This window comes from Pseudomonas sp. B14(2017) (assembly GCF_002113255.1).
GTDB lineage: Bacteria > Pseudomonadota > Gammaproteobacteria > Pseudomonadales > Pseudomonadaceae > Aquipseudomonas > Aquipseudomonas putida_Z.
The window spans coordinates 204,868-217,142 of record NZ_NEJY01000006.1 but is presented as its reverse complement, the minus strand read 5'-3'; the positions used below and the strand labels follow the sequence as shown (position 1 = coordinate 217,142).

Here is a 12,275-nt window from a genome sequence, read left to right as displayed (position 1 = left end):
GGCGAGGGCGGCTGTCATTCACTGCGCACAGGGCGGCCAAGAGCCAGCGCCTGTTCAAGCCAGCCGAGAATATCGGCGGTGACCTCGTCACGGTTGGTTTCGTTGAGTACTTCGTGCCGCGCCTCAGGATAGACGCGCAGCTGTACATGTCGATTGCCGGTCGCGCGCAGGGCGTCGGCCAGGTGGGTGAGACGCTTGCCGGCACTGACCGGATCACATTCACCACCGATTACCAGCAGCGGCAGGTTCGGATCGATCTGCGCGAGGTTACTCGGCTGGCTGATCTGCGCCAAGCCTTGCAGCAGGTCGAGCCACAACTGGTTGCTGCAGCGAAAGCCGCAAAGCGGGTCGTTGACGTACAGGTCGACCTGCGCCGGGTCGCGGCTGAGCCAGTCGAACGCCGTGCGGTTGGGCTTGAAGGCCTTGTTGAACGAGCCGAACGACAACCACTCTATGAGCGCGCTCTTTCCCAGCGGCCCTTGGCGCCAGGCCTCCAGCCGGGCAATCAGGCGCGCCACACGGTAGAGCGCTGCCGGCTGGTAGTTGGAACCGCTGAGGATCGCCCCGTGCAGGCTGCCACTGTGGTGCAGCAGGTAGGCCTGGGCGATGTAGCTGCCCATGCTGTGGCCGAACAGGAACAGCGGCGTGCACGGGTATTGCTGGCCGATGTGCTGTGCCAGCAGCCCGATGTCGTTGACCACGGCATTCCAGCCATGATGGCGGGCGAACAGGCCGAGGCTGCCCAGTTCGGCGGTGCGCCCATGGCCGCGCTGGTCGGCGGCGAACAGGGCGAAGCCGGCTTCGCTCAAGGCATGGCCCAGGTGCTGGTAGCGCCCGGCATGCTCGGCCATGCCATGGGCCAGCAACACCACGGCTTTTACCGGTGTGGCCGGCAACCATTGGTGCACGTACAGGCTGCAGTGCTCGCTGGCGGGCAGCCAGAAGGCGTCGTGAGGCATGGCGGGTCCTTGTGCGCACAGGTACCCGAACAGTGTATGCACAACCGACCGGATTGCAGGAAGGGCACAAATAAGATTCACAATGTTAATGGCGGCACTTGGCGTATATGCCGCCTTGGGCTTACCTGCTAACGTCGGATCAACGCCTTTTCGCTTTCAAGCGGGCAGGTGAAAGGACTACAGGACTTACAGCAGGTCCAGGCAGAGGAACAATAATAAATGCAAGCCGACTTCTGGAATGACAAGCGCCCGGCGGGCGTGCCTTCCACCATCGACATCAATGCCTACACCTCGGTCGTCGAGGTGTTCGAGCGCTCCTGCAAACGTTTCGCCGACCGCCCGGCCTTCAGCAACCTGGGCGTGACCCTGACCTACGCGGAGCTGGAGCGCCACTCGGCGGCCTTCGCCGCCTGGTTGCAGCAGCACACCGACCTCAAGCCGGGCGACCGCATCGCGGTGCAGATGCCCAACGTGCTGCAATACCCCATCGCCGTGTTCGGTGCCCTGCGCGCAGGCCTGATCGTGGTCAACACCAACCCGCTGTACACCGAGCGCGAGATGCGCCACCAGTTCAAGGACAGCGGCGCGCGTGCGCTGGTGTACCTGAACATGTTCGGCAAGCGCGTGCAGGAGGTGTTGCCCGATACCGGCATCGAGTACCTGATCGAGGCCAGGATGGGCGACATGCTGCCCACCGCCAAGGGCTGGCTGGTCAACACCGTGGTCGACAAAGTGAAGAAGATGGTGCCGGCCTATCAGCTGCCCCAGGCGGTGTCGTTCAAGCAGGTGCTGCGCCAGGGCCGCGAGCTGTCGCACAAGCCGGTGCCGCTCAGCCTGGACGATACTGCCGTGCTGCAATACACCGGTGGCACCACCGGCCTGGCCAAGGGCGCCATGCTCACCCACGGCAACCTGGTAGCCAACATGCTGCAGGTGCTGGCCTGCTTCTCGCAGCACGGGCCGGACGGGCAGAAGCTGATCAAGGACGGCCAGGAGGTGATGATCGCGCCGCTGCCGCTGTACCACATCTATGCCTTTACCGCGAACTGCATGTGCATGATGGTCACCGGCAACCACAACGTGCTGATCACCAACCCGCGGGATATTTCCGGCTTCATCAAGGAGCTGGGCAAATGGCGTTTCTCCGCCTTGCTGGGCCTGAACACGCTGTTCGTCGCACTGATGGACCACCCGGGCTTCCGCCAGCTCGACTTTTCGGCGCTGAAGGTCACCAACTCCGGCGGCACCGCGCTGGTCAAGGCCACGGCCGAGCGCTGGGAGGCGCTTACCGGTTGCCGCATCGTCGAAGGCTACGGCCTGACCGAAACCTCGCCAGTGGCCAGCACCAACCCCTATGGCCAGCTGGCGCGCCTGGGCACGGTGGGCATCCCGGTGGCCGGCACCGCCTTCAAGGTGATCGACGATGACGGCAACGAGCTGCCGCTGGGCGAGCGGGGCGAGCTGTGCATCAAGGGCCCGCAGGTGATGAAAGGCTACTGGCAGCAGCCCGAGGCCACGGCCCAGGCCCTGGACGCGGAAGGCTGGTTCAAGACCGGCGACATCGCGGTGATCGACCCGGACGGCTTCACCCGCATCGTCGACCGCAAGAAGGACATGATCATCGTCTCGGGTTTCAACGTGTACCCCAACGAGATCGAGGATGTGGTGATGGGCCATCCCAAGGTTGCCAACTGCGCGGCCATCGGCGTGCCGGACGAGCGCTCCGGCGAGGCGGTGAAGCTGTTCGTGGTGCCGCGCGAGGGCGGGCTGAGCGTGGATGAGCTGAAGGCCTACTGCAAGGCCAACTTCACCGGCTACAAGGTACCCAAGCACATCGTGCTGCGCGAGTCGTTGCCGATGACGCCGGTGGGCAAGATCCTGCGGCGGGAGCTGCGCGACATAGCTTGATACCGGGTTGGCTTCTTCGCGGGCTTGCCCGCTCCCACAAGTACTGCACAGCATTCGAGAACTGTGAGGTCCCTGTGGGAGCGGGCAAGCCCGCGAACGCCGTGAACCGCTCTAACAGGCTATTTATAGCCCGATCTGCGACATTTTGGATAATTACTCTAAAAATGACCTGTATTGTTCATTGAGTCATTTTTGTGACCGTGAGGCCTGTTTTGGCCTCTAGGCGACCCCAGGCAAAGCTGTTACTCTCGGCCCGCTTTCAGATGATCCGGTTTGCAACGAGCCGTCATCTCATATCAATAATAAGCGCATCGACGCGTGAATCGAACTTCGCTGTTGCTGAAGGAGTGGGCTTCCATGATCGAACATTTTTGGAAGGATAAGTACCCAGCCGGGATTACGGCGGAAATCAATCCTGACGAATTCCCCAATATCCAGGCGGTACTCAAGCAATCCTGCCAACGCTTTGCCGACAAACCGGCCTTTAGCAACCTGGGCAAGACTATCACTTATGGCGAGCTGTATGCGCTGTCGGGGGCGTTTGCCGCCTGGTTGCAGCAGCATACCGACCTCAAGCCGGGTGACCGCATTGCCGTGCAGCTGCCTAACGTACTGCAATACCCGGTGGCGGTATTCGGTGCCATGCGTGCCGGGCTGATCGTGGTCAACACCAACCCGCTGTACACCGCACGGGAAATGGAACACCAGTTCAACGACTCCGGCGCCAAGGCCCTGGTGTGCCTGGCCAACATGGCCCACCTGGCCGAGAAGGTGGTGCCCAAGACCCAGGTCAGGCACGTCATCGTCACCGAAGTGGCCGACCTGCTGCCGCCGCTCAAGCGCCTGCTGATCAACAGCGTGATCAAGTACGTGAAGAAGATGGTGCCGGCCTACAACCTGCCGCGTGCCGTACGCTTCAACGACGCACTGGCGCTGGGCAAGGGCCAGCCAGTGACCGAGGCCAACCCGCAGGCCAACGACGTGGCGGTGCTGCAGTACACCGGTGGTACCACCGGCGTGGCCAAGGGCGCGATGCTGACCCATCGCAACCTGGTGGCCAACATGCTGCAGTGCCGGGCGCTGATGGGCTCCAACCTGCACGAAGGCTGCGAAATCCTCATCACCCCGCTGCCGCTGTATCACATCTACGCCTTTACCTTCCATTGCATGGCAATGATGCTGATCGGCAACCACAACGTGCTGATCAGCAACCCGCGTGACCTGCCGGCCATGGTCAAGGAACTGGGCAAGTGGAAGTTCAGCGGCTTCGTCGGCCTCAACACCCTGTTCGTTGCCTTGTGCAACAACGAGGCTTTCCGTGCCTTGGACTTCTCGGCGCTGAAGATCACCCTGTCCGGCGGCATGGCCCTGCAACTGAGCGTGGCCGAGCGCTGGAAGGCCGTGACCGGCTGCGCCATCTGCGAAGGCTATGGCATGACCGAGACCAGCCCGGTGGCTGCGGTGAACCCGGCGGAGGCCAACCAGGTCGGCACCATCGGTATTCCGGTGCCGTCCACCCTGTGCAAGGTCATCGACGACAACGGCAACGAGCTGCCGTTGGGCGAGGTGGGCGAGTTGTGCGTCAAGGGCCCGCAGGTGATGAAGGGCTACTGGCAGCGCGAAGAGGCCACTGCCGAGATCCTCGACAGCAATGGCTGGCTGAAGACCGGTGACATCGCCGTGATCCAGCCGGACGGCTACATGCGCATTGTCGACCGCAAGAAGGACATGATCCTGGTGTCGGGCTTCAACGTGTACCCCAACGAGCTGGAAGATGTGCTGGCGGCCCTGCCGGGCGTGCTGCAGTGCGCGGCCATCGGTGTGCCGGACGAGAAGTCCGGTGAAGTGATCAAGGTGTTCATCGTGGTCAAGCCGGGCATGACCGTGACCAAGGAACAGGTGATGGAGCACATGCGCGCCAACGTCACCGGCTACAAGGTCCCGCGCCAGATCGAGTTCCGCGACGCGCTGCCGACCACCAACGTGGGCAAGATCCTGCGCCGCGAACTGCGCGATGAAGAGCTGAAGAAACAGGGTTTGAAGAAGATCGCCTGATCGACCTCACTGGCTTCTTCGCGGGCACGCCCGCTCCCACAGGTATAGCGCCGAGCCAGAGGGCTGCGCTGTACCTGTGGGAGCGGGCGTGCCCGCGAATGCTTCAGCGCAGTTTCTCCAGCATCTGGTAGTACCACATCCCCGCCGCCAGCAGCGGGTTGCCCAGCAAGTCCCCCATCGGCACCCGCACATGCTTGCACTGGGCAAAGGTGTCGAACTTCTCCAGCGTCCCGGTCAACGCCTCGGCCATGATCTCGCCCATGATGTGGCTGGTGGCAATGCCGTGCCCCGAATAACCCTGGCAATACCACACGTTGTCCGACAGTTTGCCCAGCTGCGGGATGCGGTTGACCACGATGCCCATGGCGCAGCTCCACTGGAACTCGATCGGCACGCCTTTCAACGCCGGGAAGGTACGCTCGATGCCTGGGCGCAGTTCGCCTTCGATATCCCGTGAATCACGGCCGGAATAGTTGGCGCCACCGCCGAACAGCAGGCGCTTGTCGGCGGTCAGGCGGTAGTAATCGAGCACGAAGCGGCAGTCGTACACCGCCAGGTCCTGCGGGTTGATCTGTTCGGCCAGCTCCCCCAGCGGTGCGGTGGTGACGATGCCGCCCATGGCCGGGAAGATCTTGCCCTTGAGCTGGCGCTTTTCCAGTTTGTGGTACACATCGCCGGCCAGCATCACCTGGCGCGCCTCGACCCGCCCGTGGGCGGTGACTACCGCCGGGCGCGGGCCGTGGACGATGTCCAGCACTTCGGAATTTTCGAAAATCAGCGCCCCCAGGCCATGGGCGGCACGGGCCTCGCCCAGGCACAGGTTGAGCGGGTGCAGGTGCAGGTTGCGCAGGTTCTTCAGCGCGCCCAGGTACAGCGGGCTTTGCAGGTGCTCGGCCATGGCTTCGCGGTCGAGCAATTGCACCTGCTCGCCCATGCCGCGCCGCCGGGCCTCGGCTTCGAATGCGCGCAGCTCGTCCATGTGCGAGGGCTTCATGGCCGCGTGCAGGTGGCCGCGCTTGAGGTCGCAGTCGATGCCGTAGCGCGCCACGCGCTGCTCGATCACCTGGTGGCCGCGCCAGCGCAAGTGCCAGATGAAGTCATCGACCTCGGCACCCAGGCGGTTGCGCATCTGCGTGCGCATGGCTTCGTCACCCGACAGGCTGCCGGTGACCTGGCCGCCGTTGCGCCCGCTGGCACCCCAGCCGATGCGGTTGGTTTCGACGATGGCCACCTTCAGGCCACGCTCGGCCAGTTCCACCGCCGTGGCCACGCCGGTGAAGCCGCCGCCGATGATCGCCACATCCACCTGTACCGTGCCCTTGAGCTGCGGGTACTCGGTGTGGTCGTTGAGGGTGGCGCTGTAATAGGACGGCGCGCGCTGCGCCGGGCCCTTGTTCAATGCTGCGTTCATGGGGGTTCCTTGTTATCTGGGGGCTCAGGCCTGGTGCAGGTACCAGCGCCAGTCCTGCTCGCTGACTTCGGCCATGAACTGGCGGTACTCGGCGCGCTTGACCTTCAGGTACACGCCAAGGAAGTCCTCGCCCAGTGCTTCGCGAGCCCAGCTGGAATGCTGCAGGGCGTCGAGGGCAGTCAGCCAGTCGGTGGGCAGGTGTTCGGTGGCCTGGGCATAGCCGTTGCCTTCCACCGGTGCCCCCGGGTCCAGCTGTTCGCGGATGCCCCGGTGGCTGGCGGCAAGGATCGCCGCAGCGGCCAGGTAGGGGTTGGCGTCGGCGCCGCAGATGCGGTGCTCCACATGCCGGCTGTTGGCCGGGCCGCCCGGTATGCGCAGGCTCACGGTACGGTTGTCGACGCCCCAGGTTGGTGCCAGCGGGGCATAGCTGTTGGCCTGGAAGCGGCGGAACGAGTTGGCGTTGGGGCAGAACAGCAACAGCGAGTCGTGCAGGTGCCGCAGCATGCCGGCCACGGCCTGGCGCAGCAGCGGGGTGCCTGCCTTGTCCTCACTGGCGAACAGGTTGTTGCCGGCGCTGTCGGCCAGGCTCAGGTGCATGTGCATGCCGGTACCGGCCAGTTGCGCGAACGGCTTGGCCATGAAGCAGGCTTGCATGCCATGGGCGTGGGCAATGCCTTTGACCAGGCGCTTATAGCGCACGGCCTGGTCCATCGCCTGCAGGGCGTCGCCGTGCTCGAGGGTGATTTCCACCTGGCCGGGGGCGTATTCCGAAATTGCCGTGCGGGCCGGGATGCCCTGGGCCTTGCAGGCGGCGTAGAGGTCGGCGAGGAACGGCTCGATCTGCTCCAGTTCGCGCAGGCCATACACCTGGGTGGTGCGTGGGCGGCCGCCGTCGTTGTCCAGCGCCGGTTGCGGGCGGCCCTGGGCATCACGTTGCTGGTCAAGCAGGTAGAACTCCAGCTCGCAGGCCATCACCGGATGGTAGCCGTCGGCCTTCAACGCTTCGATGGTACGCAGCAGCACATGGCGCGGGTCGGCGATGCTGGCCGGCAGGCCCTCGTTCGGGTGCATGCTCACCTGCACCGCGGCAGTCGGCACCCGGCGCCAGGGCAGGCGTACCAGGCTGGCTTCAAGCGGGTAGGCGCGGCAGTCGATATCGCCCACGTCCCACACCAGGCCGGAGTTTTCCACGTCGTCGCCGTTCAGGGTCAGGCCGAGAATGGTGCTGGGCAGCGGCCGGCCGGTCTGGTACACGGCCAGCAGTTCCTCGCGGTGCAGCAGCTTGCCGCGCGGTACGCCGTTGGCGTCGAGGATGAACAGTTCGAACAGTTCGATATCGGGGTTGTCGGTCAGAAAACGGCTGGCCTGCTCTACAGGTGCAAAGTGCATGATGGATTCGCTCACGGGCGCACGGGCCACCGCGCATGCAGGCGGCCCGGCTGAGTCAAACGGCCGGAAGACGGCCGGGTCTGGTCACAACGGCGTGAGCGAGAAATCCGGTGGGCGTGCGTGACGGCAGTGCCACAGGGCCCAGAAGGCGAGGATGATGTGGACCAGCGGATTCTCACCGGCACGGCGCCGGGCCTTCGCTTGCGAAGGGCGGGACGACGGTGGGGCGATGGGCTGGACGGGAGTCATGCCTTTGATACTCACATGCGGCGTAAGGTTGATTAAAGCAGTGAATGGCAACCTTTACATCGCTTATGGCTAAACATTTGGTTGCTTGTGCCGGCCTCTTCGCGGGCTTGCCCGCTCCCACAGGTTCCGCACAATCTTCAGGCACGTGGTGACCCCTGTGGGAGCGGGCAAGCCCGCGAAGAGGCCGGCACAGGCAGCAGAGAACCGGCAAATCTGCGACAATCGCGCATCCTTCGAATGCCGATCATGAAAAAGCAGGCTCACCTGCATCACTAAAAAGCCCCATGACTGACCACGCCATCGACAAACTGCTGCAAAACCTCGACCACGCCATGATCGCCGACCGCCATCGCCTGCGCCGGCAATTGCACGAACTGCGCAAGCGCCCCGACGAGGCCAAGCTGGCGCAGTGGGTGGAAAAGGTCCAGGCGTCCTGCGCCCAGGTCACCGCGCGCCAGCAGAGCGTGCCGACCGTGCGCTACGACGACAGCCTGCCCATCGCTGCCAAGCGTGACGAAATCAAGAAGGCCCTGGCCGAGCACCAGGTGCTGGTGATCGCCGGCGAAACCGGCTCGGGCAAGACCACACAGTTGCCGAAGATCTGTCTCGAACTGGGCCGTGGCAGCCATGGCCTGATCGCCCACACCCAGCCACGCCGGATCGCCGCTCGCAGCGTTGCCGCGCGGGTTGCCGAAGAGCTGGGCACGCCCCTGGGCGGGCTGGTCGGCTACCAGGTGCGCTTCGAGGACCAGAGCGACGCCAACACCCTGGTCAAGCTGATGACCGACGGCATCCTGCTGGCCGAAACCCAGCACGACCGTTTCCTCGAGCGCTACGACACGATCATCGTCGACGAGGCCCACGAGCGCAGCCTGAACATCGACTTCCTGCTCGGCTACCTGAAGACCCTGCTGCACCGCCGCCCGGACCTGAAGCTGATCATCACCTCGGCGACCATCGACCTGGAGCGCTTCTCCAAACACTTCGACGGCGCGCCGATCATCGAGGTGTCCGGGCGTACCTTCCCGGTGGAAACCTGGTATCGCCCACTGACCAGCGAGCAGGACGAGGAGGGCAACCAGATCGAGGACGACCTCACCGTCGACCAGGCCATCCTCGCCACGCTGGACGAGCTTGCGCACCACGAGCGAAGTGAGGGCAAGGGCCCCGGCGATGTGCTGATCTTCCTGCCGGGCGAGCGCGAGATCCGTGATGCCGCCGAGATCTTGCGCAAGGCGCAACTGCGCCACACCGAGATCCTGCCGTTGTACGCGCGCCTGTCGCCGGCCGAGCAGCAGCGCATCTTCCAGCCACACACCGGGCGCCGTGTGGTGCTGGCCACCAACGTTGCGGAAACCTCGCTGACCGTGCCGGGCATCCGCTATGTGATCGACACCGGTACCGCGCGCATCAGCCGCTACAGCTACCGCGCCAAGGTGCAGCGCCTGCCCATCGAGGCCGTGTCGCAGGCCAGTGCCAACCAGCGCAAGGGCCGCTGCGGCCGGGTCGAGCCGGGCATCTGCGTGCGCCTGTACAGCGAAGAGGATTTCAACAGCCGGCCGGCGTTCACCGACCCGGAGATCCTGCGCACCAACCTGGCGGCTGTGATCCTGCAGATGCTGCACCTGCGCCTGGGCGCAATCGACGCCTTCCCGTTCATCGAGCCGCCGGATGGCAAGGCCATCAGCGATGGTTTCAACCTGCTGCAGGAGCTGTCGGCGGTCAACCGCGAAAACCAGCTGACGCCGATCGGCCGCCAGCTGGCGCGCCTGCCGATCGACCCGCGGCTGGGCCGCATGCTGCTCGAAGGCGCCCGCCTGGGCAGCCTGCAGGAAGTGCTGATCGTCACCAGTGCGCTGTCGGTGCAAGACCCGCGCGAACGCCCGCCGGAGCGCCAGCAGGCCGCCGACCAGGCGCACGCGCAATGGAAGGACGTGGATTCCGACTTCGCCGCGCTGGTCAACCTGTGGCGTGGCTTCGAGGAACAGCGCCAGGCGTTGACTGCCAACCCGCTGCGCAACTGGTGCCGCAAGAACTTCCTGAACTACCTGCGCCTGCGCGAATGGCGCGATGCCCATCGCCAGCTGGCACTGATCTGCCGTGACCTGCAGCTGACAGTGAACAAGGAACCGTCCGACTACCCGAAAATGCACAAGGCCATTCTCAGTGGCCTGCTCAGCCAGATCGGCCAGAAGACCGAAGAGGGCGACTACCAGGGCGCCCGTCAGCGGCGCTTCTGGGTGCACCCGTCGTCGGGCCTGGGGCGCAAGCGCCCGCAGTGGGTGATGGCGGCCGAACTGGTTGAAACCACCAAGCTGTACGCACGCATGGTGGCCAGGATCGAGCCGGACTGGATCGAGCCGCTGGCCGGCCACCTGGTCAAGAAGAACCACTTCGAGCCGCACTGGGAGAAGAAGCGCGGGCAGGTGGTGGCCTACGAGCAGATCACCCTGTACGGCCTGATCCTGGTCGGCCGTCGGCCGGTGCATTTCGGCCCGATCGACCCGGTCACCTCGCGCGAGCTGTTCATCCGCGAAGGCCTGGTGGGTGGCGAAATCCAGTCGCGGGCCAAGTGCCTGGCGGCCAACAAGCGCCTGCTGGAAGAGCTCGACGAGCTGGAGGCCAAGGCCCGCCGCCGCGACATTCTTGCCGACGAAGAGACGCTGTACGCCTTCTACGAAGCGCGTCTGCCGGCGGAAATCCACCAGACCGCGACCTTCGACAGCTGGTACCGCATGGGCAGCCAGAAGGACGCCAACCTGCTGATCATGCGCGAGGAAGACGTGCTGGCCCGCGAGGCCAGCGAAGTCACCGCCGCGCAGTACCCCGACAGCATGCAGGTGGGCGAGCTGCGCCTGCCGCTGAGTTACCACTTCGAGCCCGGCCACCCCCGCGATGGCGTGACCGTGCGGGTGCCGGCACCGCTGTTGCCGAGCCTGCCGGGCGAGCGCCTGGAGTGGCTGGTGCCCGGCCTGCTGGAAGCCAAGTGCGTGGCGCTGGTGCGCAACTTGCCCAAGGCCCTGCGCAAGAACTTCGTGCCGGTGCCGGACTTCGTCAAGGCCTCGCTGGCACGCATGACCTTCGGCCAGGGCGCATTGCCGCAGGCCCTGGGCCAGGAACTGCTGCGCATGACCGGCGCCCGTGTGCCCGACGAGGCATGGGACGAGTCGGTCAACCTGGTCGAAGGCCACCTGCGCATGAACATCGAAGTGGTCGATGGCCAGGGCAAGTTCCTGGGTGAAGGCCGCGACCTGGCCGAGCTGACCGCGCGCTTTGCAGCGGCCAGCCAGGCAGCGTTGGCCGTGCCGCGTGACGCCAAGAGCGAGCAGCCGGTGCAGGCCAAGGCTTTCAGCGAGGTGAAGCAGACCGCGCAGCAGAAGATCGCCGGCCTGTCGATGACCGTGTACCCGGCGCTGGTGGAAGAGGGCGGCACCGTACGCGAAGGGCGCTTCTCGACCCAGGCCGAGGCCGAGTTCCAGCACCGCCGCGCCTTGCAGCGCCTGTTGCTGCAGCAGCTGGCCGAGCCGGCCAAGTACCTGCGCGGCAAGCTGCCGGGGCTGACCGAGCTGGGCCTGCTGTACCGTGAAATGGGCCGGGTCGAGGCGCTGGTCGAGGACATTCTGCTGGCCAGCCTGGACAGCTGCATCCTCGAAGGCGAACAGCCGCTGCCACGCGATGGTGCGGCCCTGGCAGGCCTGGCCGAGCGCAAGCGCGGCAGCTGGGCCGAGCATGCCGAACGCCTGGCACGGCAGACGTTGGAAGTGCTGAAGCTGTGGCATGGGCTGCAGAAGCGCTTCAAGGGCAAGATCGACCTGAGCCAGGCGGTGGCGCTGAACGACATCAAGCAACAGCTCGGCAACCTGGTGTACCCAGGCTTCGTGCGCGAAACCCCCGGGGGCTGGTTCAAGGAGCTGCCGCGTTACCTCAAGGCGGTGGAACTGCGCCTGGAGAAGCTGGGTTCGCAGGTGCAGAAGGACCGGGTGTGGAGCGGTGAGCTGGCCAACCTGTGGGCGCAGTACAAGGCCCGTGCCGACAAGCATGCCCAGGAAGGCAAGCGTGATGAGCAACTGACGGTGTACCGCTGGTGGCTGGAGGAATATCGCGTTTCGCTGTTTGCCCAGCAGTTGGGGACCAAGGTGCCGATTTCCGACAAGCGATTGAGCAAGCAATGGAGCCAGGTGGAGGGCTAAACTTCCACAGTTGTGGCAATATTGATGCAATTTGGGGTCGCCTGGCGGCCCCTTCGCGGGTAAACCCGCTCCCACAGGTACAGCAGTGTCCTCGGGAGCGGCGCAACCCCTGTG

The 12,275-nt window shown here is 65.0% G+C and carries 6 protein-coding genes; 3 read left to right on the top strand and 3 right to left on the bottom strand.

Features of this window, described 5'->3' with window-relative positions; genetic code table 11:
* Positions 1-14: 14 nt before the first annotated feature.
* Positions 15-959, bottom strand: a complete 945-nt coding sequence (locus tag CAG34_RS08320) for an alpha/beta hydrolase (protein WP_085589160.1) — start codon at positions 957-959, stop codon at positions 15-17.
* Between the two features lie 219 nt (positions 960-1,178).
* Here CAG34_RS08320 and fadD2 point away from each other — a divergent pair, with 219 nt between their 5' ends.
* Together fadD2 and fadD1 are read left to right on the top strand one after the other, a co-directional pair.
* Positions 1,179-2,867 carry a long-chain-fatty-acid--CoA ligase FadD2 gene (gene fadD2, locus CAG34_RS08315; protein ID WP_015271310.1) on the top strand — a complete coding sequence of 563 codons (1,689 nt, stop codon included), beginning with the start codon at positions 1,179-1,181 and terminating at the stop codon, positions 2,865-2,867.
* Between the two features lie 357 nt (positions 2,868-3,224).
* Positions 3,225-4,922: a long-chain-fatty-acid--CoA ligase FadD1 gene (gene fadD1 / locus CAG34_RS08310; protein WP_025340179.1), complete on the top strand. Its 1,698-nt coding sequence runs from the start codon at positions 3,225-3,227 to the stop codon at positions 4,920-4,922.
* Positions 4,923-5,025: 103 nt separating this feature from the next.
* Here the strand turns inward: fadD1 and CAG34_RS08305 are convergent, their stop codons facing one another.
* Together CAG34_RS08305 and CAG34_RS08300 are read right to left on the bottom strand one after the other, a co-directional pair.
* Complete coding sequence (locus CAG34_RS08305) at positions 5,026-6,333, bottom strand: FAD-binding oxidoreductase (protein WP_085589158.1); 1,308 nt, start codon at positions 6,331-6,333, stop codon at positions 5,026-5,028.
* A 24-nt stretch (positions 6,334-6,357) separates the two neighbouring features.
* Positions 6,358-7,722: a glutamine synthetase family protein gene (locus CAG34_RS08300; protein WP_085589210.1), complete on the bottom strand. Its 1,365-nt coding sequence runs from the start codon at positions 7,720-7,722 to the stop codon at positions 6,358-6,360.
* A gap of 533 nt (positions 7,723-8,255) precedes the next feature.
* Between CAG34_RS08300 and hrpA the strand changes: the two genes are divergently transcribed.
* Positions 8,256-12,161, top strand: coding sequence for an ATP-dependent RNA helicase HrpA (gene hrpA, locus CAG34_RS08290; RefSeq protein WP_085589156.1), 3,906 nt, complete (start codon positions 8,256-8,258; stop codon positions 12,159-12,161).
* The last annotated feature ends 114 nt before the right edge of the window (positions 12,162-12,275 follow it).

Excerpts from the sequence above, each read along its gene's own strand:
- CAG34_RS08305 (WP_085589158.1), bottom strand. The coding sequence starts at position 6,333 with ATGAACGCAGCATTGAACAAGGGCCCGGCGCAGCGCGCGCCGTCCTAT.
- fadD1 (WP_025340179.1), top strand. The coding sequence starts at position 3,225 with ATGATCGAACATTTTTGGAAGGATAAGTACCCAGCCGGGATTACGGCG.
- fadD2 (WP_015271310.1), top strand. The coding sequence starts at position 1,179 with ATGCAAGCCGACTTCTGGAATGACAAGCGCCCGGCGGGCGTGCCTTCC.
- hrpA (WP_085589156.1), top strand. The coding sequence starts at position 8,256 with ATGACTGACCACGCCATCGACAAACTGCTGCAAAACCTCGACCACGCC.
- CAG34_RS08320 (WP_085589160.1), bottom strand. The coding sequence starts at position 959 with ATGCCTCACGACGCCTTCTGGCTGCCCGCCAGCGAGCACTGCAGCCTG.
- CAG34_RS08300 (WP_085589210.1), bottom strand. The coding sequence starts at position 7,722 with ATGCACTTTGCACCTGTAGAGCAGGCCAGCCGTTTTCTGACCGACAAC.